Source organism: Piscinibacterium candidicorallinum (assembly GCF_047549485.1).
In the GTDB taxonomy this organism is placed as follows: Bacteria; Pseudomonadota; Gammaproteobacteria; order Burkholderiales; family Burkholderiaceae_C; genus Piscinibacterium; species Piscinibacterium candidicorallinum.
Genome location: NZ_CP180191.1, coordinates 1,167,069 through 1,186,150, shown reverse-complemented (window position 1 = coordinate 1,186,150; position 19,082 = coordinate 1,167,069). Strand labels below are relative to the sequence as shown.

The 19,082-nt window shown below is 65.4% G+C and carries 21 protein-coding genes; 13 read left to right on the top strand and 8 right to left on the bottom strand.

The features are described from left to right. The first annotated feature begins 187 nt into the window (after positions 1 to 187). Positions 188 to 1,144: an AAA family ATPase gene (locus ACMDW7_RS05315; RefSeq protein WP_377300450.1), complete on the top strand. Its 957-nt coding sequence runs from the start codon at positions 188 to 190 to the stop codon at positions 1,142 to 1,144. A gap of 119 nt (positions 1,145 to 1,263) precedes the next feature. On the opposite strand, the gene ACMDW7_RS05310 is transcribed toward ACMDW7_RS05315, so the two are convergent. Further along, positions 1,264 to 1,701: a hypothetical protein gene (locus ACMDW7_RS05310; RefSeq protein ID WP_414859621.1), complete on the bottom strand. Its 438-nt coding sequence runs from the start codon at positions 1,699 to 1,701 to the stop codon at positions 1,264 to 1,266. Between the two features lie 132 nt (positions 1,702 to 1,833). On the opposite strand from ACMDW7_RS05310, the gene ACMDW7_RS05305 reads away from it, so the two are divergent. Beyond that, positions 1,834 to 3,213: a cyanophycinase gene (locus ACMDW7_RS05305; RefSeq protein ID WP_377300452.1), complete on the top strand. Its 1,380-nt coding sequence runs from the start codon at positions 1,834 to 1,836 to the stop codon at positions 3,211 to 3,213. On the opposite strand, the gene ACMDW7_RS05300 is transcribed toward ACMDW7_RS05305, so the two are convergent. Beyond that, complete coding sequence (locus ACMDW7_RS05300) at positions 3,207 to 3,719, bottom strand: hypothetical protein (protein WP_377300453.1); 513 nt, start codon at positions 3,717 to 3,719, stop codon at positions 3,207 to 3,209. The genes ACMDW7_RS05305 and ACMDW7_RS05300 overlap by 7 nt on opposite strands. Beyond that, complete coding sequence (locus ACMDW7_RS05295; RefSeq protein WP_377300454.1) at positions 3,719 to 4,663, bottom strand: acyl-CoA desaturase; 945 nt, start codon at positions 4,661 to 4,663, stop codon at positions 3,719 to 3,721. Before ACMDW7_RS05295 ends, ACMDW7_RS05300 begins: the two co-directional genes overlap by 1 nt. A gap of 185 nt (positions 4,664 to 4,848) precedes the next feature. Here ACMDW7_RS05295 and ACMDW7_RS05290 point away from each other — a divergent pair, with 185 nt between their 5' ends. Continuing rightward, complete coding sequence (locus ACMDW7_RS05290) at positions 4,849 to 5,181, top strand: metalloregulator ArsR/SmtB family transcription factor (RefSeq protein ID WP_377300455.1); 333 nt, start codon at positions 4,849 to 4,851, stop codon at positions 5,179 to 5,181. A gap of 141 nt (positions 5,182 to 5,322) precedes the next feature. Here the strand turns inward: ACMDW7_RS05290 and ACMDW7_RS05285 are convergent, their stop codons facing one another. Genes ACMDW7_RS05285 through purM form a run of 3 tightly spaced genes read right to left on the bottom strand, consistent with a single transcriptional unit; the run spans position 5,323 to position 7,279 of the window. Beyond that, entirely contained in the window at positions 5,323 to 5,514 is a 192-nt protein-coding gene (locus ACMDW7_RS05285; RefSeq protein WP_377300456.1) for an oxidoreductase-like domain-containing protein, read from the bottom strand. Continuing rightward, complete coding sequence (locus ACMDW7_RS05280; RefSeq protein ID WP_377300457.1) at positions 5,511 to 6,212, bottom strand: riboflavin synthase subunit alpha; 702 nt, start codon at positions 6,210 to 6,212, stop codon at positions 5,511 to 5,513. The genes ACMDW7_RS05285 and ACMDW7_RS05280 overlap by 4 nt, the downstream gene beginning before the upstream one ends. A gap of 8 nt (positions 6,213 to 6,220) precedes the next feature. Further along, positions 6,221 to 7,279, bottom strand: coding sequence for a phosphoribosylformylglycinamidine cyclo-ligase (gene purM, locus ACMDW7_RS05275; RefSeq protein ID WP_377300458.1), 1,059 nt, complete (start codon positions 7,277 to 7,279; stop codon positions 6,221 to 6,223). 110 nt (positions 7,280 to 7,389) lie between these two features. On the opposite strand from purM, the gene ACMDW7_RS05270 reads away from it, so the two are divergent. Genes ACMDW7_RS05270 through panC form a run of 8 tightly spaced genes read left to right on the top strand, consistent with a single transcriptional unit; the run spans position 7,390 to position 13,819 of the window. Continuing rightward, complete coding sequence (locus ACMDW7_RS05270) at positions 7,390 to 8,598, top strand: AI-2E family transporter (RefSeq protein WP_377300459.1); 1,209 nt, start codon at positions 7,390 to 7,392, stop codon at positions 8,596 to 8,598. Next, the gene (hda, locus tag ACMDW7_RS05265; protein ID WP_377300460.1) at positions 8,595 to 9,326 is read left to right on the top strand and encodes a DnaA regulatory inactivator Hda; all 732 of its coding nucleotides are present in this window, start codon (positions 8,595 to 8,597) and stop codon (positions 9,324 to 9,326) included. Before ACMDW7_RS05270 ends, hda begins: the two co-directional genes overlap by 4 nt. 17 nt (positions 9,327 to 9,343) lie before the next feature. Further along, positions 9,344 to 10,030: an HAD family hydrolase gene (locus ACMDW7_RS05260; protein WP_377300461.1), complete on the top strand. Its 687-nt coding sequence runs from the start codon at positions 9,344 to 9,346 to the stop codon at positions 10,028 to 10,030. Then, positions 10,011 to 11,405 (top strand): polynucleotide adenylyltransferase PcnB, encoded by a 1,395-nt coding sequence (pcnB, locus tag ACMDW7_RS05255; protein WP_377300462.1) that lies wholly within the window; start codon positions 10,011 to 10,013, stop codon positions 11,403 to 11,405. Before ACMDW7_RS05260 ends, pcnB begins: the two co-directional genes overlap by 20 nt. A 19-nt stretch (positions 11,406 to 11,424) precedes the next feature. Then, positions 11,425 to 11,910, top strand: a complete 486-nt coding sequence (gene folK / locus ACMDW7_RS05250) for a 2-amino-4-hydroxy-6-hydroxymethyldihydropteridine diphosphokinase (RefSeq protein WP_377300463.1) — start codon at positions 11,425 to 11,427, stop codon at positions 11,908 to 11,910. Further along, on the top strand, positions 11,907 to 12,278 hold the full coding sequence (locus tag ACMDW7_RS05245; protein ID WP_377300464.1) for a DMT family protein: 372 nt from the start codon (positions 11,907 to 11,909) through the stop codon (positions 12,276 to 12,278). Before folK ends, ACMDW7_RS05245 begins: the two co-directional genes overlap by 4 nt. 15 nt (positions 12,279 to 12,293) lie before the next feature. Then, on the top strand, positions 12,294 to 12,932 hold the full coding sequence (locus ACMDW7_RS05240; RefSeq protein WP_377300465.1) for a deoxynucleoside kinase: 639 nt from the start codon (positions 12,294 to 12,296) through the stop codon (positions 12,930 to 12,932). A gap of 47 nt (positions 12,933 to 12,979) precedes the next feature. After that, the gene (gene panC, locus ACMDW7_RS05235) at positions 12,980 to 13,819 is read left to right on the top strand and encodes a pantoate--beta-alanine ligase (protein WP_377300466.1); all 840 of its coding nucleotides are present in this window, start codon (positions 12,980 to 12,982) and stop codon (positions 13,817 to 13,819) included. 462 nt (positions 13,820 to 14,281) lie between these two features. On the opposite strand, the gene ACMDW7_RS05230 is transcribed toward panC, so the two are convergent. Then, positions 14,282 to 15,187: a LysR family transcriptional regulator gene (locus tag ACMDW7_RS05230; RefSeq protein ID WP_377300467.1), complete on the bottom strand. Its 906-nt coding sequence runs from the start codon at positions 15,185 to 15,187 to the stop codon at positions 14,282 to 14,284. A 205-nt stretch (positions 15,188 to 15,392) separates the two neighbouring features. Between ACMDW7_RS05230 and rocD the strand changes: the two genes are divergently transcribed. Continuing rightward, the gene (gene rocD / locus ACMDW7_RS05225) at positions 15,393 to 16,649 is read left to right on the top strand and encodes an ornithine--oxo-acid transaminase (RefSeq protein WP_377300468.1); all 1,257 of its coding nucleotides are present in this window, start codon (positions 15,393 to 15,395) and stop codon (positions 16,647 to 16,649) included. A 6-nt stretch (positions 16,650 to 16,655) separates the two neighbouring features. Then, positions 16,656 to 17,588: an arginase gene (locus ACMDW7_RS05220; protein WP_377300474.1), complete on the top strand. Its 933-nt coding sequence runs from the start codon at positions 16,656 to 16,658 to the stop codon at positions 17,586 to 17,588. A gap of 347 nt (positions 17,589 to 17,935) precedes the next feature. Here ACMDW7_RS05220 and ACMDW7_RS05215 read toward each other — a convergent pair whose 3' ends face one another. Beyond that, entirely contained in the window at positions 17,936 to 19,042 is a 1,107-nt protein-coding gene (locus ACMDW7_RS05215; protein ID WP_377300469.1) for an OmpA family protein, read from the bottom strand. Positions 19,043 to 19,082: the final 40 nt, after the last annotated feature.

Genomic DNA, 19,082 nt, shown 5'->3' with positions numbered 1-19,082 from the left:
CGCGCTTCCTACAAGCGCAGAACTGGGCGCCCTTCCCGCCGCTCATCACCTTTGCTGGCACGCCGATTGCTCGCCTATGGTGGACTGAACACATACTGAAAACAACGCGGGCGAGCTGCAGTGTCTTCCGCGTGGAGCGAAGCAGCGTTAAGTTTTCAGGACCGTGTCTGCATGGAGGATCAGTGCAATGTCCATCGCCGTCGCCAATGTGAAGTCCGTCTATGACCCGAGCAAGATCGAGCGGGCCCTGAACGAGCTGACTGCGAGTGCGAACGACGCACTGAAGTCCACCTACGAAAAGATGATCCGCATGGGCGGCGAGCGCTTCTGCGTGAAGCCCAGCGAGATCCCGCAGATCGACGCGCTGGCCGAGGCCCTGCCCAACTTTGCCGAACCTCTGGCCGATCTGCGCAAGCAGGTGGCCCTGTGCGCCAGCAGCGGCGACCCGCTCGAGATCACGCCCATGCTGCTGCTGGGCGAGCCCGGCATCGGCAAGACCCACTTTGCACGCAAGGTCTCCGATCTGCTGGGCACCAACCACGCCTTCATGAGCATGAGCAGCATGACCGCCGGCTGGGTGATCTCCGGGGCCAGCAGCCAGTGGAAGAACGCCAAGCCGGGCAAGGTCTTCGAGACGCTCGTGAACGGCGAGTACGCCAACCCGCTCATGCTCATCGACGAGGTGGACAAGGCCGCCAATCAGACCCAGTACGACCCGCTGGGCGCGCTCTACAGCTTGCTGGAGCACGACACGGCCAGCGCCTTCATCGATGAATTTGCCGAGGTGCCGATCGACTGCTCGCAGGTGATCTGGATTGCCACCGCCAATGACGCCCGCGCCATCCCGGAGCCGATCCTCAACCGCATGAATGTGTACGAGATCGAGTCACCGGACGCCGATGGCCTGCGCAGGATCGCCGAGACGCTCTACAACGAGCTGCGCGCATCCCATGCGTGGGGCGACGAGTTCGAGCCGGAGATCAACGAGCTGGCGCTCTCGCGCCTGTCCGAGCTCAAGCCGCGCGACATGCGCCGCATGCTGCTCAACGCCTTCGGTTCCGCCAAGCTGGCGGGCCGCGATCATCTCGTGCCCGAGGACTTTGCCGCGCACAACGTGAAGAAGGCCAAGGTCGGGTTTCTGTAAGCAGATCCAGCGGCAAGGCCGCGGATTAGCAGAAGGCTTTCCGCTTGTCTGCTGGGCTTCTCCAGTCATTTTGGTCTGAAGAACCGCACCCAGAGCCCATCTCGTTTTCTTTTCCGGGGCTAGAACTTGCGCGTCAGCGCCGGAATCTCGTCGCGGTAACGAAAGCGCAGGGCGCTCCAGGTGTCGTCGATCGCTACCTGCGTGACGAGCAGCAGGTTCGCAGCGGCCAGCGCCTCCCAGCCATGGTCGCGTGTGATGTCGGTTTTGATTGCACCTGACTTCTTGGGGTACGCGAACCAGAGTTTCTTGCCGCGTGCGTAGCGGGGCTTGAGTTTGGCGAGCACGCCTTCCACTTCAGCTGCGCCTTTCACGAAACCGATCAGCAGATCCGGATCGCCGTGGGTCTTTGCCAGCGGCGGCAGACACGCCAGGTCCGCCACGTCGGCCGGGCAGCCCAACTGCGCCGCAAGCTCGCCCGGCTTGAGCCCCAGCTTCTCCAACACGGTCTTGGCCATCGTCCCTCCCACTGCGCTGGATATCGGATCGACAACACGCATGTGTGAACTCTCTTGCGGCGTGTCGCAAAACTGAACGGCAGTGTCGCATGCATGAAATGCGCGGGCCATCTACCGGCCTACCGTCATACGGCTCGTGCATGAACCCATGCGCAGCGCTTCAGGAGGGAAACCATGTCAGCCCATGCTCGTGCTGTACCGAAGGTCCTGCTGTCCTGTTTGCTGTTCTGCTTGGCTGCCGCCGCGGCAGCCCCCGCAAGCGCCGGCGTGCTGTATCTGATGGGTGGCGGCTACTCCGACACCAATTCGGATCTCTTCGTGAACGGCCTGCGCCGCGCCACCGGCAAGGACACGGGCTTCACACCCAACATCAACAGCACCAGCAACTGCAGCAGCAACTGGGCCACCACCACCTGCCCGCGCATTGCCGTCGTGACGGCGGCGTCGGCAGACTACGCCACGGGGGCGGACGCCTTCGCCAACGACCTGCTCACCAGCAGCGGTGCAGTGAGCAAGCGTGGCTACGCCAATCTGTTCCAGACCCACGGCTTCTCGCCGCGGCACATCACGGCGCATGTGGACAACGCCGGCACCCACGCCTACAGCGGCAATGCGGCCGGAGACGCCAACATCGCCATCATCAACCAGGCAGATGTGGTCTTCTTCTCCGGCGGCGATCAATCGCGCATCGCCCGCAGCTTCATGAAGGGCGACGGCAGCGACACACCCCTGGCCGCTGCGCTGCGCGCGCGCTGGGCCAACGGCTCGGGCGCCATCGTCATTGCCGGTGACTCCGCGGGCAACCATATCCTGAACGTGACCATGCACGGCGCCGGCATCTCCTATGGCTACCTCTACTTCGGCGCCGACCTGCAGGCCAAGACCGTGGCCACAAGCAACCCCTTTGGTGACACGCGCGAAGGCAGCACCAGCCTGCGCTACTACGACAACGGCGCCACGCTCAAGGGTCTAGGCTTCCTGCCCACCACCCTGCTCTCAGACACCCACTTCGATTCTCGCTCCGGCCGCCTGGGCCGGCTCATCGCCGCACAGCGTGCGCTGGGCATCACGCAGGGCTTCGGCGTCGATGAAGACACCGGCTTCCTGGTGGACCCATCGACCCAGACCGGCAAGGTCTTCGGCAGCGGCACCGTGATCATCAGCGACACCGCCGCCGCCAGCGTGAGCAGTGGCAGCTACTACAAGGTCAGCGGCGTGCGCGTGAGCCTGCTCAGCGCTGGCGACAGCTACAGCTACGCGAGCAAGACTATCACCAGCACCAAGGCCGCCATCAGCAGCCGCTACTACAGCGGCTACTACGACAGCGCAGACATCTTCGCGGCCAACGAAACCAGCAAAACTCTCACGCGCGTGGTCGATCAATCCGCCAGCTACAACGTGGGCAGCGCACCGGCGCCGCGCTACACCAGCAATCCGAAGTACCCGACCAGCGCCCCCACCATCAAGGTCCGCTTCACGCGCGATGCCAGCACCCGCGGCTGGTACGGTGGCGGGAAGTACACGGTGAGCAAGGTGCTGGTTGATGTCTATTGACTCGACTCCCTAGCAATTGGAAGTTCCGTTGCAGCCTCGGACTTGATCCGTTCGATACGTCTGGTAGCTGAGAAACCAGCGATCCAGCCGGCGACGGCTGAGCTAGCACCGAGAACCAGAAGCACCAGGTTCTCGTCACGCGAACCCGTCCAGAGGCCCCAGGCTCGTGCAACCAAGAGCATCACCACCGCACCCAAGGCCGAAGTCAACCACGGGTTGTCCCAACGTCGCGCCAGCAAGGCGAGCAAGACTGGAGAACCCAGCACCAGTCCGAACGCGAGGCCGATCGGCGCGCCCCAGATCGGTGCCCACACAAAGATCCAGAGAAAGCCGACTATCACATTCGACGCGGCATCCAACATGCCCTCCGGCCTGGGGTAATCGGCTGCCGGGAGCCCCAACGAGAGGAAGTACGCCATTGAGGTCAAGGCACCACCCACGGCGCCGCCAAGCATGGAGCTCAAGACGCTGGTTTCAAGCAAGCGAGAAATAGGCAGCCTTTTCATCATGCTCTCCAGCTAGTCCGAGCAGCAGGGGGGTCTGAAGTCTCTGAGAGCGCTATCAATCGGTTGGGTGCAGTCATGCATGCCGGAATCACCAGATTCGACGCCAAGCCCATTCGCTCCAATGAACGCAGCACCCACCACCCTAAATCCACTTCCCCCGGCCGATGCGCAAACCGCGCCGAGTCCGGAAACGCGTGATGGTTGTTGTGCCAGGCCTCGCCGAAGGACACCAGCGCGGCGAAGCGGATGTTGTAGCCCTGAACGCCGGCGCCGGTCACGTGCCAGGTGCGCTCGCCTTCGCGGTGCGCGAAATGGCCGACAAGCCAATGACCAGTCACTCCGGTCGTGACACGAAGGCAAACTCCCCAGAAGACCCAGCTCCAGCCACCGATTGCGAAAAACATGATGGCCCAGGGAAGTTGCTGCCACATCCATGTGCGTTCAAGAAGTGCATAGAAGCGGCTGTTCTCGCGCTCACCGATGAGACGCATGCGTGGTGGCGCTGCGAGCTGAATATCGCAGCTCAATTGCCACCACGCGTCCTTCCAGAAGCTCTGCCGATGCGCGAAGTAGTCATGGCATTTCGCATGCCGCTGTGCCCAGTCACGCAGGTCATGCGTTCGAATCATGGAGAGCGGCCCAGCCATGCCAACCAACGTCCCCAAGTAGACGAAGAAATACTCCAGCCAGCGCGGTGTTTCATAGGCGCGGTGGATCAGTCGGCGGTGCATGCCCAGGGAATGGCCCAGGCACAAGGTGATGGCGGTGCTGATCAGAAACACCGCCAGCGCAGACCATGAAAACGTCAGTGCGCCGCCAATCAGCCCTGCTGCACTCATGCCCAAGTACCAGATGGATTTCACTGGCGCCCAACGCACAGTGCCGCTCACCGGATCGGCTTCCACATCTGGATCTACGCGCCCCACACCGAGATTGCCTGCCATGCTGTGCTCCCTGCAGCTCGTACACGCCCTGGATGCTCGCTGCCGCCCCCGGCTGCAATCGAACGAACACCTAAGGTCGTAATTAGCTTACGAGCTAAATATGCAGATAGGCAAGTGCATTGTTAAACTTCGCAGCTGTCGCGTTGCGGCTACGCCGCCGCGCCAGCCCAGCTTGGATGCCCGTCATGGAACGTATCTTTGAAGCCCTTGCCTCTACGCCGCGCCGAAAGATCCTCGCGTATCTGACGGAGGGTGAGCTGTCCGCAGGAGAAATCGCCGACCGCTTCGACATGTCCAAGCCCTCGCTGTCCAAGCATCTGCGGATTCTGGAAACGGCAGGGCTAGTAGCTTCAGAAAAGCGCGGTCAGTTCGTCTACTACCGACTGGTGGAAGAGCAGCTGACTCAGACGCTGACGGGCTTCCTGCAGACCGTATGCCCGGTATCGCGCGGGCTCAAGCGCGAAGCAGCCAAGGTCCAGGCTGCCAAGCGCGGAAAGCCTGCCGCCGAACAGACTTGAGAATGTGTCGCTTAGCGCGAGGTGATGAACTTACCCTCACCGTCGGCCGCAGGTCCGCGCCGAAAGCACTAACCCCAGTATTCAAGCGGTGATTCAGGCCAAAGTGACTGAAGAACCGCATGGGACAAGCGGAAAGCAGACTTAGATCTGCTTCGGCGCATGTTCTGCAGACGACCGCCGCCGCTGGTGCGCCTCCCAGGCGTCGAGTTGCTCCTCGTAGACGATCCACACGCAGCGGTCGCAGCCGGAGCCGCAGCAATCCTGGTCGCCCGGCCGCTGCGGCCGCAGTGGCTCAGTGTCCCTCGGCGGCGCCGAGTCTGCGGGCGTGCTCACTTGATCTGCGGCGGCCGCGCCAGATCGTCCAGATTCACGCCGCGCTCGGCCAGCAGCGCCTGCAAGGCAGGCAGCAGGGGGCCGAGGCGCTCGTCGATGGCGTCGCGCACGGTGTCGACGAAGACCTGGGTCTGACGCTCGATCTCGATGTTGAGGCGATCACCCTCGCGCTTGTCGGCAAAGGTGGTCATGCGCAGGGTTTCGGGGATCAGCCAGACTTCGAGCCAGCCCTCGCGCTTGTTGACCTCGGCTGCCGTCAGGCTGCAGCCGTTCACGGCGATGTAGCCCTTGGCGAACACGTAGCGCATCAGCTCAGGAGGCAAGCCGATCCTCAGCACATGGTTGTTCTCGGGCTTGCGGATGGCGAGGACCGTGCCCTGCCCGTCTACATGGCCGGAGAGCGGATGGCCGCCGATCTCGGCGCCGTCCTTGGCGGCACGCTCCACATTGATCGGGCTGCCCTCACGCAGCGCAGCGAGCGTGGTGAGACCCAGGCTCTGCTGCATCACGTCAAAGCAGGCGCGGTGACCGTCCTTGCGCTCGGTGACGGTCAGGCAGACGCCATCCACCGAGACGCTCGCGCCGATCTCCAGCCCCTCGTCAAAGCCCGCGGGAAAGGCCAGCTCGAAGCTGCGCAGGCCGGGCCGTTCTGTGACGGCGACCACATGGGCCACGCCCTGGACGATGCCCGTGAACATCCGTGGGCTTAGCGAACGACGGTCGGTGCTTCGCCAGCCGCGCTCTTGCGGATCTGGCCGATGCGGTAGACCTGCTCGCCCTCGGCCGCAAAGGCGGCCATGGCGGCATCCGCGTCCTGCGGCGACACCACCACCACGAAGCCGATGCCGCAGTTGAAGGTGCGGTGCATCTCGTGGTCCGCCACATTGCCTTCGGCCTGCAGCCACTTGAACAGGGCGCTGCGCGGCCAGCTCTTGCCGTCCAGCTCGGCGGTCATGCCTTCGGGCAGCACGCGGGGGATGTTCTCGGTCAGCCCGCCGCCGGTGATATGCGCCATGGCCTTCAGGTTCACCTTGGCCATCACGTTGAGCACCTGCTTCACGTAAATGCGGGTGGGTTCGAGCAGGGTGTCGCGCAGGGGCTTGTCGGTGCCAAGCAGCGGTGCGAGGGGGTCGAGCTTGCTCTTCTCGAGAATCTTGCGCACGAGCGAGTAGCCATTCGAGTGCGCGCCGCTGGACGCGAGACCCAACACCACGTCGCCTTCGGCCACGCTCTTGCCGTCGATGATCCTGGCCTTCTCCACCACGCCCACGCAGAAACCGGCGAGGTCGTACTCGCCCACCGGGTACATGCCGGGCATCTCGGCGGTTTCGCCGCCAATCAGCGCGCAGCCGGCCAGCTCGCAGCCGCGTGCGATGCCCTGGATCACGGTGGCGGCGGTATCCACATCGAGCTTGCCGCAGGCGAAGTAGTCCAGGAAGAACAGCGGCTCGGCGCCTTGCACCAGCACGTCGTTGACGCTCATGGCCACGAGGTCCTGGCCGACGGTGTCGTGCTTGTTCAGCGCGAAGGCCAGCTTGAGCTTGGTGCCCACGCCGTCCGTGCCGCTGACGAGGATCGGCTCCTTGTACTTGGACGGCAGGCTCATCAGCGCGCCAAAGCCGCCGATGCCGCCCAGCACTTCCGGACGCATGGTGCGCTTGGCAAAGGGCTTGATGCGCTCGACCAGCGCGTCACCGGCTTCGATATCCACCCCGGCCTGGGCGTAGGTCATGGATTGCGGGGTAGACGGATTGGAGTTGGACATGCGCGGGGTCTTGTGAGAAGGGGCGTGGAGGCTGGCGCGACCGGCTTCAGAAGCCATGACGCGGTGCGGGATAATCCGCACCCAACCCGAAACCGCCAATTTTAGGCCCCATGACCCAAGGACCCGACCGCGAGGACGCCCCCGGCCCGACCGATGCTGTGCCAAGCCCGGAGCAGGCGCCGGCCGATGCGCCTTCTGCGGCTGCCGAAAGCCGCGCGACTGAGCCGGAGCACACGCCGAGCGCCCCGGGTCTGCTGGCCGCCATGCGCCCGCAGACCAGGCAGGCCCTGTTCTGGGCGGGCGTGGGGGCGGCGCTGCTTTGGGTGCTGTGGCTGCTCTCGCCCATCCTGGCGCCCTTCGTGGCCGGCATCGTGCTGGCCTACATGCTCAATCCGGGCGTGGAGTGGATGCAGCGGCACCGCTTCAACCGCACCTGGGCGTCTCTGGTGATGATCAGCGTAGCGCTGCTGGCCATGCTGCTGCTGGTGCTGATTCTGGTGCCGGTGATCGCCCAGCAGGCCGAACTCATGCGCAACCAGCTGCCCAATGTGGTGGACCGGGTCAATCAGGTGCTGATTCCCAAGCTCAACCAGATGCTGGGCACGCAGATCCAGCTCGATGCCGGTACCTTCCGCACGCTCGTCATGGACACCTTTGACAAGGACGCGGCGACCAAGCTGGTCAACTCCGTCATGTCCGGCGGGCTGGCCGTGGTTGGCTGGCTGGGCACCCTGCTGCTGCTGCCACTGGTGGTGTTCTATGTGCTGGACAGCTGGCCCAACTGGGTCGCCAAGGTGCATGGTCTCGTGCCGCAGCGCTGGCAGGGCCAGACCAGCGGCATTGCTCGCGAGATTGACGACCTGCTCGCCCAGTTCCTGCGCGGGCAGCTGTCCGTGATGCTGGCCCTGGCCATCTACTACAGCGCGGCCCTGGCGGTGGCCGGCTTCTCGGTGGCGCTGCCGGTGGGCATCCTGACCGGGCTGCTGGTGTTCATTCCCTACCTGGGCTTTGCGCTGGGCCTGGTGCTGGCGCTCATGGCTGCGCTGCTGCAGTTCGGCTCGGTCTATGGTTTTGTGGCCGTGGCCGTGATCTACGGCTTCGGCCAGCTGCTGGAAAGCTTTGTGCTCACGCCGCGCCTGGTGGGTGAGCGCATCGGCCTGCACCCGCTGGTAGTGATCTTTGCGCTCATGGCCTTCGGCCAGCTCTTTGGCTTTGTGGGCGTGCTGATCGCCCTGCCGGTGTCGGCCGTGATCGCCGTGGCGCTGCGCCGCCTGTACGGCAGCTACCGCAACTCGGACTTCTACACCCGCTCGCAATGATGGATGACCCCGCGGACGCGCCTGTGTTCGCAGAGCTGGCCGCCGGGCAGCTGCTGCTGGATCTCGGCCCGCCGCCCGCCCCCACGTTTGACAACTTTCTGCCGGGCGCCAACGACACCGCCCTGCATGCGCTGCAGCAGCTGATTGCTGACCAGACCGCCGGCCGCCTGCCCGTGGCGCCTTTCATCACGCTCTGGGGCCCCCGCGGCAGCGGCAAGACCCATCTGCTCAATGCGGCTGTGGCCCATGACGGGCAATTGCTCAGCCCAGTGGCCAGCCGCGCGGCGTTTGAAGCCGCTGGCCACGCCCCTCTGGTGGCTGCAGACGATGTGGACCGCTTCAATGACTGGCAGCAGCAGGTGCTGTTCAACCTCTACAACCGCTGCCGCGAGCAGGGCCGGCCGCACGTGCTGGCCAGTCTGTCCGCGCCGGTGGCCCAGGCCGTGCTGCGTGAAGACCTGCGCACGCGGCTCGGTTGGGGCCTGGTCTTTGGCCTGTCACCGCTCACGGATGAGCAGGCCCAGGCCGCCGTGGCCAAGCGCGTGGCCGAACGCGGCCTGAGCATCTCGCCGGACGTGGTGCCCTGGCTGCTGAACCGCTTTGCGCGCGACATGGGCAGCCTGATGCGCGCCATCGATGCGCTCGATACCTACGCCATGCAACGCAAGCGCCCCATTACCGTGCCGCTGCTGCGCGAACTGGTGCAACAGCAAAGCCGGCTGATCTGACGCCTCATCGACCAAGAATGAACCTCGCCCTCTTCGACCTCGACCACACCCTGATCCCGCTGGACTCGGACTACCGCTGGACGCAGTTCTTCATCGAACGCTGCCCCGCCGACGAGCAGGCCGCCCTGCACGCCATGAACGACAAGCTCATGGCCGATTACCACGCCGGCCGGCTGGACCCGAACGAGTCCCTCGCCTTCCTGATCGGCCTGCTGGCCCGCAAGCCGCGCGAGGTGCTGGACGCCTGGCATGGCGAGTACATGCAGGCCGTGATCCTGCCCGCCATCAAGCCCCAGGCCCGCGCGCTGGTGGAGCAGCACCGCGCTGCCGGTGACCGGCTGGCGCTGGTCACGGCGACCAACTCCTTCGTGACAGCGCCGATTGCGCGGGCCTTCGGCTTTGAGGTGCTGATTGCCACCGAGCCCGAACTGGCTTACGAGCGCGGCTTCACCGGCCGCTGGGTGGGCACGCCCAGCTTCAAGGAAGGCAAGATCACCCGTGTGCAACAATGGCTCGCCCAAGAGGGGCTGGCGCTGGAACACTTTGCGCGCAGCCACTTCTACAGCGATTCGATCAACGATGTGCCGCTGCTCGAACGCGTGACCGACCCGGTGGCGACGAACCCGTCGCCCGCCCTGGAAGCGGTGGCGCGTGAGCGGGGATGGACAATCGTCAGGCTGTTTGATGATCAAGAAATTCATTGAAAAGGTCGAGCAGGTCTTCGGCCGCAAAACCCGCACCCGCAAGCCCGCGCTCAAGATCTCCAGCAGCGCAGAGCTCGGCATCAAGCCTGATCTCGTCTCGCATCACGCGGTGCGCGTGACTCAAGTGCTTCAGGAAGCAGGCTTCAAAGCCTTCGTGGTCGGCGGCGCCGTGCGCGACCTGCTGCTGGGCATTGCGCCCAAGGACTTTGACGTCGCCACGGATGCCACGCCCGAGCAGACCGAGCGTCTGTTCCGGCGCAGCCGCATCATCGGCCGGCGCTTTCGCATCGTGCATGTGATGATGGGCCGCGAGACCATCGAGGTCACGACCTTTCGCGGCGCGAGCGACGAAGCCGCACCCAAGGACGAACACGGCCGCGTACTGACCGACAACACCTTCGGCGACATGGAGTCCGACGCCATCCGGCGCGACTTCACCGTCAATGCCCTGTACTACGACCCGCAGACCCAGACCGTGCACGACTACGTGGGCGGCCTGAAGGACGTGCAGGCCAAGACCCTGCGCCTGATCGGCGACCCTGAGACCCGCTACCGCGAAGACCCGGTGCGCATGCTGCGCGCCGTGCGCTTTGCCGCCAAGCTGCAGTTTGCGCTGGAGAAAAAGACAGCAGAGGCCATCGGCCCGCTGTCCGACCTGATCCTCAACGTACCCCCGGCGCGCCTGTTCGACGAGATCCAGAAGCTGCTGCTCTCCGGCCACGCCGTGCCCACACTCAAGCGCCTGCGCGCCGAGGGTCTGCATGCCGGCTTGCTGCCGCTGCTGGACGTGGTGCTCGATGACCCCATGGGCGAGCGCTTTGTGTTTGCCGCGCTGGCCAACACCGACGACCGCGTGCGCCGCGGCCGCCCGGTGACCCCGAGCTTCCTGTTCGCCGCCCTGCTCTGGCATCAGGTGCTGGTCAAGGCCCGCGCCTACGAGGCGCAGGGCGAGCACGCCTACCCGGCGCTCAATCTGGCCATGAACGACGTGCTCGATCAGCAGTGCGACAGTCTCGCCATTCCGCGCCGCTACACGGCCGACATGCGCGAGATCTGGAACATGCAGCCGCGCTTTGAGCGCCGCAGCAAGCAGAGCATCAAGTTCGCCGAGCACCCGCGCTTTCGCGCCGCGTTCGACTTCTTCCTGCTGCGTGCAGAAAGCGGCGAGGCCGAGGCTGAGCTCGGCACCTGGTGGGCCGAGTTCGCAGCGGGCGACGCCGATGTGCGCCACAGTCTGGTCGACTCGCTCGCGCCTGCGCGCAAGGAAGGCGGCCCGGCCAAGAAGCGCCGCCGCCGCAAGCCGGGCGGTGGCTCCGGTGGCGATTCCAGCAGCGGTGGCGCAGGCACCGCGCCCGCTGACGCTGCCACCCACTGAGCGCCCGTCCGCCTGCGCTGTGACTGATCAGCCAGTCCGCATTGCCATCGGTTTGGGTGCCAATCTGGGCGACTCCGAGGCGCAACTCAATGCGGCGCGCGCTCTGCTGGCCCGGCACCCGGATCTGCGAGAGGTGGCGTTTTCGTCCCTCTACGCCAGCGCCCCCGTGGATGCACCGCCGCCCTGGTACGTGAATGCCGTGCAGGTGCTGGACACCCTGCTGCCCCCGCACGCCGTGCTGGCCGTGCTCAATGAGGTGGAGCACGGCCTGGGCCGCGTCCGCGGGGAGCGCAACGCACCGCGGCTGATTGATCTGGACCTGCTGCTCTACGGCAGCCAGCGCGTCGACACCGCCCATCTCACTGTGCCGCACCCGCGCATGCATGAGCGCGCCTTCGTGCTGCGCCCCCTCGCCGAGGTCTGGCCCGACGCCGTGATTCCCGGGCGCGGTCCGGTCAGGGATTTGCTGCCCGCCGTGGCCACGCAGGAGGTGCATGTGCGATGAACCCGTCCAATCTGAGCCAGTGGCCGGTAATCGGGCAGACCGTCGGGCTGCTGGTGCTGTCCAACGTGTTCATGACCTTTGCCTGGTACGCGCACCTTAAGAACCTGAACGACCGGCCCTGGTGGATCGCGGCACTCATCAGCTGGGGCATTGCGCTGTTCGAGTACCTGCTGCAGGTGCCGGCCAACCGTATTGGCTACACCGTGCTCTCGCTCGGACAGCTGAAGATCATCCAGGAAGTGATTACCCTGTCGATCTTCGTGCCCTTTGCCGTGTTCTACATGAAGGAGCCGTTCAAGCTGGACTACGTCTGGGCGGCGCTGTGCATGGTGGGCGCCGTCTACTTCATGTTCCGTTCGAGTCTTTGAACCTGATCTGCATCGATGAGCCTCGACCGCTACCGCCACATCGTTGTTGAAGGCCCCATCGGCGTGGGCAAGACCTCCTTCGCGCGCCGGCTGGCCGAACGCCTGAATGGCGAGCTGCTGCTCGAGGCGCCCCAGGAAAACCCATTCCTGGAGAAGTTCTACCGCGAGGGCAGCCGCCATGCGCTGGCCACGCAGCTGTTCTTCCTGTTCCAGCGTGTGGAGCAGCTGCGCGGCCTGACGCAGTTCGACTTCTTCGAGCGCCACGTGGTCTGTGACTTTCTGCTCGACAAGGACCCGTTGTTTGCGCGCCTGACGCTCTCGGACGACGAGTACGCCCTGTATCGCAACATCTTCGATCACGTGCAGCCCCAGGCGCCGCAGCCCGATCTCGTCATCCTGCTGCAGGCCCCCACACCCGTGCTGTTCGAGCGCATCAAGCGCCGCGGCATTGCCATGGAACAGGGCATTTCAGAGGAGTACCTCGAACGGCTTGCAGAGAGCTATTCGCGCGCCTTCTACGACTATGATGCGGCGCCCTTGCTGATCGTCAACACCGAGGCGCTGAACCCGGTGGATCGCGAGAGCGACTTCGACCTGCTGCTTGAGCGCATTGCCGCAATGCGCTCGCGCCGCGAGTTCTTCAACATCGCCTGATCGCCTGGCCATCCGGGCGGCTGGCAAAAACAGTCTCTCGCCCGCCCATGAAGCTCGTTCACACCATCCAGGAATTGCGCGACCAGATGCGCGGGCGCGACAAGGTCGCCTTCGTGCCCACGATGGGCAACCTGCACGAAGGCCACCTGCAGCTCATGCGCTCCGCCGCACTGCATGGCGACCCGGTGGTGGCCAGCGTGTTTGTGAACCGACTGCAGTTCGGCCCGAACGAGGACTTCGACAAGTACCCGCGCACCCTGCAGGCCGATGCCGAGAAGCTGCAGGGCGCAGGCGTGTACTGCTGCTTCGCGCCGCTCGAAAAGGAGATGTACCCCGAGCCGCAGGAGTACCGCGTCAGCCCCCCGCATGATCTGGCCGACATCCTGGAAGGCGAGTTCCGCCCCGGCTTCTTCATCGGCGTGACCACGGTGGTGCTCAAGCTCTTCGCCTGCGTGCAGCCGCGCGTGGCGGTGTTCGGCAAGAAGGACTACCAGCAGCTGATGATCGTGCGGCGCATGTGCCAGCAGTTCCAGCTGCCCATCGAGATCATCGCCCACGAGACCGTGCGCGCCGACGACGGCCTGGCCCTGTCCTCGCGCAACGGCTACCTGAGCAGCGACGAGCGTGCCGAGGCGCCGGCGCTTTATGCCCAGCTGCAGGCCGTGCAAAAGCAGGTCAAGGACGGCGCGCGCGATCTGGCCGCCGTCGAAGCCGCCGCCACCGGCGCGCTGAAGGACCGCGGCTGGAAGCCTGACTACATCGCCATCCGCAAGCGCAGCAACCTGCGCGCGCCGACGCCGGACGAACTGGCGGCCGGCGAGCCGCTGGTGGTACTGGCCGCCGCCAAGCTGGGCGCGACCCGGCTGATCGACAACCTCGAAATCTGAGTACCCCAAAGGGGCGACCGTGCGAGACCTTCTTCGAGACTTGGGTCAAGCGATGCGCGCAGCCGGGGAAGCTGAACTTGCACACCGGATCGAAACGGCGTTACTGGATTCTGACGACGAGGTCGATCAATTCTTGGTGTCCAACACACTCTGGGGTGGGGCTGGATCGATCGCCGACCAGGCTGGCGTGCAAGCTGGGGCCGCGAGCCGTCGCGCCATCGAGGCTGCTCTCATTCACCTAGGGGAAGCACAGATTCGCGCAGGTCGTGTGAATCAGCGCACTGAGCTATGGGTGTCAGCATTCAAGCGTCGGACGAGCATGGACATGTAACAGTATTTTAGTCCGAAAATAATTTAATACTTGACTCGAAAAACCTACTTTCCGCTTGTCTGATGCGCGGAAAGCAGGCTTTCATGTCTACTCAATTCTCAGTCCGAAAATGATTGATTCATTTCGGACGCTTACACCGCCCGCACATCCTCGATCAGCCGGTCCAGCACCGGGTCGTGCCAGCTCTCGGTGCGGCTGACGAAGAACACCGTGTCGATGGTGTCCTTGCTGCCGGGCAGCGCGACCTCGCGCACGGTCTTGGCGCGGGTGGCGGCGGCGAGCGTGTGGCGCGGCACCACGGACAGGCCCCGGCCAGCGGCCACCAGCGCGATGGTTTCCTCGATTTCCGTGCAGTGGCCGGCCGTGCGCAGCTGGCGCGGCATGAGGCCGAAGTTGGTCTCGAACCAGCGGGTGAAGGTCTCTTCGTAGTCGTCGTAGGTGATGAAGCTGCTGGCTTCCACCCAGGTCTTCCAGTCCTCACGCGAGGGGGCGGACGCCTTTGAGGCCCTCGGGAGCTTCATCTCATAGGGCGCAATCAGCACCAGCGGGTAGCTGTAGACCAGATCGAAGGAGAGCGCATTGCTCGCGCCTACGGTGTAGGCAAAGCCGGCGTCGGCCTGGCCGTTGGCGACCGCGGCGCACACATCTTCATCCGTGCCGAAGCGCAGCTCCAGCATCGCTTCCCGGTAGCGCTCGCCGGCCAACAGCGGCGTGAGCACGTAGCGCCCGAAACTCGACCCGGTGGCCAGGCGCAGCACCGGCCGCGCTGCGGCCTGCCCGCCCTGCACGCCGGCGCGCAGGGCATTCAGTTCACCCATGAAGCGGCCGCAGACGGCATAGAGCTGCTCGGCCAGCGCGCTGGGCAGCACGCGGCGGCCGGTGCGCTCGAACAGGGGCGTGCCCAGCCAGGCCTCGAACTGCTTGATCTGATAGCTCACCGTGGACTGCGTCACATGGAGTTTTTCTGCCGCGCGTACAAAGCTGCCGGTCTCGTAGGCGGCCAGAAAGGTGTCTAGGTACTTGGTGCCGGGATGCATGGCGAGCCCTTGGGGGTGTTTACGGTTGAAACGATCGATCTATCTTAATTTTCGATCAATTGAATGTAAACATTTCGCTGGATTCGATGAATCAGCCTCGATAGAGTGCTGATCCATGGGGACAACCCCCAGCCTGCATCGCCATTCAGCCGCTGCAGGCCCGCCAGCGTGGCCGTCCGGGTCCCTGGCCTAATTGGAGTCAGTCATGAACGCCCGCCTCGGCACCCACATCGAGTCTACGGACGCCCAACATCCCCTGATCGCGCTGGACCACGAGGTGGCCGCGCAGAACTACGCCCCCCTGCCCATCGTGGCCGAGCGCGCCGAAGGCGCCTACATCTGGGATACCGCCGGCCGCCGCTATCTGGACATGATGGCCGCCTACTCCGCCGTGAGCTTCGGCCACGGCCATCCGCGCCTGGTTGGCGCCCTGGTGGATCAGGCCCGCAAACTGGCCATCACCTCGCGCGCCATGCATTCGGACCAGCTCGCCCCCTTCCTGGCCGAACTCACCCGCGTGACCGGCCTGCCCAAGGCCCTGCCGATGAACACCGGCGCCGAAGCCGTCGAAACGGCGCTGAAGGCCGCGCGCAAGTGGGCGCACAAGGTCAAGGGCGTGGCCGACGGCGCGCAGGAAATCATCGTCTTCGACAACAACTTCCACGGCCGCACCACCACGGTCATTAGCTTCTCCAGCCACGCCAGCTACAAGGCCGGCTTCGGCCCGCTGACCCCGGGCTTCAAGAGCGTGCCCTTCGGTGATATCGAAGCCGTACGCGCCGCCCTCACCCCCAACACCGCCGCCGTACTGTTCGAGCCCATCCAGGGCGAAGGCGGCGTGGTGGTGCCGCCCGCAGGCTTCCTCAAGGCCCTGCGCGAGCTCTGCACGCAAGAGCGCGTGCTGATGATTGCCGACGAGATCCAGACCGGCATGGGCCGCACCGGCCGCAACTTTGCCTGCGAGCATGAAGGCGTGCTGCCCGATGCCTACTGCCTGGGCAAGACCCTGGGCGGCGGTCTGCTTCCGGTGTCGGCCTTCGTCTCCACCGCGGAAGTGATGGACCTGTTCGTGCCGGGCAGCCACGGCAGCACCTTCGGCGGCTACCCGCTGGCGGCGCGCGTGGGCCTGGAGGCGCTGCGCGTGATGCAGGAAGAAGGTCTGGTGGAGCGCTCCGAGCGCCTGGGCAAGCTGCTGCGCGAGCGCCTGGCCGCAGCCAAGCATCCGATGATCACCGACATCCGCGGCCGCGGCCTGATGGTGGGCGTGCAGCTGCACACCTCGGTGGATGCGCACGAGTTCGTGGAAGGTCTGGCCGAGATCGGCATCATCACCAAGGACACGCACCGCAACACCGTGCGCCTGTCGCCGCCGCTGGTCATTGGCGAGCGCGAGCTGGAATGGGCCGTGGACCGCTTCCTGCAGCTGCTCGACGACATGGGTGGCCTGCCCAAGGCGGCCTGAACGGTGATGAAGACGGTAGAGTTCATCAGCGCCGAGATTGGTGAAGGCGCGCAGCAGATGGGCTGCAAGTTCGGCCCGGCGCGTCTGCGGGCCATGGGTTTGGTGGCGCGCCTGCGCACGGCCGGGCAGCCGGCACAGTGGGGCCCCACCGTCACCGCCCATGATGAGCTGCTGGAGGCGGGCAAGCTCGCCGTGGTGCAGGGCTTCACGCCGGAACTGGCCGATGCCAGCCATGCCGCTACGGCGGCAGATCGCTTCCCGGTCGTGCTGGGGGGCGATCATTCCTGCGCCATCGGCACCTGGAGCGGCATCGCACAGGCGCTGAAGCCGCAGGGTGCGCTGGGCCTGATCTGGATTGACGCCCATCTGGACAGCCATACGCCGGACACGTCGGAATCCGGCGCGCCGCACGGCATGCCCCTGGCCGCCCTGCTCGGTCATGGCGATGCGCAGCTCACGGATGTCTTCGGCTGGCGCGGCAAGCTGGCACCGGAACAGGTGGTCGTGATCGGCGCCCGCAGCTATGAGCCGGGCGAGCAGGCCCTGCTGCAGCGCCTTGGCGTGCGCGTGATGTACATGCCCGAGGTGCTTGAGCGCGGCATCGCCGCCTGCATGGCCGAGGCGCTTGAACGCGTCTGTGCCGGCACTGCCGGCTGGGGCGTGACCCTGGATCTGGACGCGATCGACCCGGCCGATGCACCCGGCGTGGGTTCGCCGGAAGCCGGTGGTATCCCTGCGGCGGATGTGCTGGCCGCGCTCAGCGGCTTGGCCAAGCGCCCGGGCTGCGCGGGCTTCGAGCTGGTGGAGCTGAATCCCTCGCTGGATGACTCTGTGCACACCAGCGCAAAGCTCTGCCGCAGCTTGATCGAGGCGGTGGCGCTTGCGCCGGCTGTTGAGCTCGCCGGCGATCCAGCCACCGCGCTCGCACGCGCCGCGTAAGGCGCTTCGCTCTGGCCCGTGGGGATCGCTGCGGGCCTTGCCACGGCAGCTGCGTTCACCGCGTGCTGGGGGGTTCCGCCCCAAGCAGCACTGCGGCGCCTGAGCGTTTTCAATTAACTGATAAATAACGAGCCCTCATCAGGTCGATTTTCAACTTTTAGTTGAAATAGCAAATTGGCTTCTTTCCGCTTGCCGCATGCGGATCTCGGGCTGTTTTGGCCTTCAGAATTCCTCGTGCATCTCACGCCAGAGGCTCAAAAGAAAACGCGCCGCCGACCTTGCGGTGCAGCGGCGCAATTCAGCCCCTGGTCTGAAGCGGTCTGGCGCAGGCGCGCCACGGCTTGTCGTTAGCGCGCGACGGGCGCAGTCACTTCCGACACCACGCGCACTTCCACGCGGCGGTTGGGCAGCAGACACTCGCGCTCTTCGTGGATGGAGCGGAACTTGCCCTTGCAGGCCTCCACCTGCTGGCTGTCGCCGCGGGCGACGGAGCTGACCTGCGGCGCGGTCACGCCGGCGGCGGTGAGCAGCTGCTTGACGGTCTCGATGCGGCGCTCGGAGAGCTTGTCGTTGTACTTGGGGTCGCCGGTGGAGTTCAGGCGGTCGGCGTGGCCCACCAGCTCAATGCGCACCGGCTTGAGCTCGCCGCTCTTGATGCGGGCGACCATGCGATCCAGAGACTCGCGCGAGAAGGGGCGGATGTTCCGGGCATCCGAGCGGTTGTAGTCAAACAGCACGACCACCGGCACCTCGACCATCTCGCGCTTGACCATGACCGGCGCAGGCACGACACCCGCAGCAGGCGCAACCGGCGCGGCCGCAGCCACGACCGGGGCCGCGGCTACGGCACCGCGGCAGGCCACCACATCGCGCTCAGCGCTGGTCAGCAGATTCTCGGCAATGGCGATGTAGGGCGTGGCGTAGCGCCAGCTGCCTTCCTCGCGGAAGCCCGCGCCCTGCACATACTCGTGCCCGGCATGGGACAGGCGCACTTCGGCGCAGCCCACGCGGTCGGCCACGCAGCTGTAGCCGGCGTCGCCCTTGAGCTTGGCGGCGCGCTGCCAGAGGTCTTCACGCAGACGCTTGGCGCCGTTGAGCAGCGGGGTGTCCTGCGGAATGGTCTGCTTGGCGGCGATCAGGTCCATGAGCTTGCTGCTTTCCTTGAGCGCAAGCTCCGGGAAGGCGGAGCGGTCATTGCGGGTGTATTCGTGGAAGGCAACGTCCTGCCAGCACATGGCCTTGGCCATGCCGTAGCTGCTGACAGGGTTGCCGACGTTGGCCAGATCTTCATGGCGCTTGCGCAGGCGGTTGAAGCTGTCCTGGTCGGCCTTGATGGTCGTGTCATTCACGCGCGCGTTTTGCGAAGCCAGGTTGCTGCCGGCGGGCGAGGTGTTCTGCGTGGCGCAGCCAGCGGCGAGCAGCGCGGCGGCCAGCATGGCAAGGCGAGGCGTCATGATTCGGAGGGGATTCAGCGAGTGCATGGTGAATGTCCAG

Coding starts and splice junctions, on each gene's coding strand:
- ACMDW7_RS05220 (WP_377300474.1), top strand. CDS start 16,656: ATGAAGACGGTAGAGTTCATCAGCGCCGAGATTGGTGAAGGCGCGCAG.
- ACMDW7_RS05300 (WP_377300453.1), bottom strand. CDS start 3,719: ATGAAAAGGCTGCCTATTTCTCGCTTGCTTGAAACCAGCGTCTTGAGC.
- ACMDW7_RS05310 (WP_414859621.1), bottom strand. CDS start 1,701: ATGCGTGTTGTCGATCCGATATCCAGCGCAGTGGGAGGGACGATGGCC.
- ACMDW7_RS05215 (WP_377300469.1), bottom strand. CDS start 19,042: ATGACGCCTCGCCTTGCCATGCTGGCCGCCGCGCTGCTCGCCGCTGGC.
- ACMDW7_RS05270 (WP_377300459.1), top strand. CDS start 7,390: ATGACCCAAGGACCCGACCGCGAGGACGCCCCCGGCCCGACCGATGCT.
- ACMDW7_RS05315 (WP_377300450.1), top strand. CDS start 188: ATGTCCATCGCCGTCGCCAATGTGAAGTCCGTCTATGACCCGAGCAAG.
- hda (WP_377300460.1), top strand. CDS start 8,595: ATGATGGATGACCCCGCGGACGCGCCTGTGTTCGCAGAGCTGGCCGCC.
- purM (WP_377300458.1), bottom strand. CDS start 7,279: ATGTCCAACTCCAATCCGTCTACCCCGCAATCCATGACCTACGCCCAG.
- ACMDW7_RS05230 (WP_377300467.1), bottom strand. CDS start 15,187: ATGCATCCCGGCACCAAGTACCTAGACACCTTTCTGGCCGCCTACGAG.
- ACMDW7_RS05295 (WP_377300454.1), bottom strand. CDS start 4,663: ATGGCAGGCAATCTCGGTGTGGGGCGCGTAGATCCAGATGTGGAAGCC.
- ACMDW7_RS05240 (WP_377300465.1), top strand. CDS start 12,294: ATGAGCCTCGACCGCTACCGCCACATCGTTGTTGAAGGCCCCATCGGC.
- ACMDW7_RS05260 (WP_377300461.1), top strand. CDS start 9,344: ATGAACCTCGCCCTCTTCGACCTCGACCACACCCTGATCCCGCTGGAC.
- pcnB (WP_377300462.1), top strand. CDS start 10,011: ATGATCAAGAAATTCATTGAAAAGGTCGAGCAGGTCTTCGGCCGCAAA.
- ACMDW7_RS05305 (WP_377300452.1), top strand. CDS start 1,834: ATGTCAGCCCATGCTCGTGCTGTACCGAAGGTCCTGCTGTCCTGTTTG.
- ACMDW7_RS05280 (WP_377300457.1), bottom strand. CDS start 6,212: ATGTTCACGGGCATCGTCCAGGGCGTGGCCCATGTGGTCGCCGTCACA.
- ACMDW7_RS05245 (WP_377300464.1), top strand. CDS start 11,907: ATGAACCCGTCCAATCTGAGCCAGTGGCCGGTAATCGGGCAGACCGTC.
- rocD (WP_377300468.1), top strand. CDS start 15,393: ATGAACGCCCGCCTCGGCACCCACATCGAGTCTACGGACGCCCAACAT.
- ACMDW7_RS05290 (WP_377300455.1), top strand. CDS start 4,849: ATGGAACGTATCTTTGAAGCCCTTGCCTCTACGCCGCGCCGAAAGATC.
- panC (WP_377300466.1), top strand. CDS start 12,980: ATGAAGCTCGTTCACACCATCCAGGAATTGCGCGACCAGATGCGCGGG.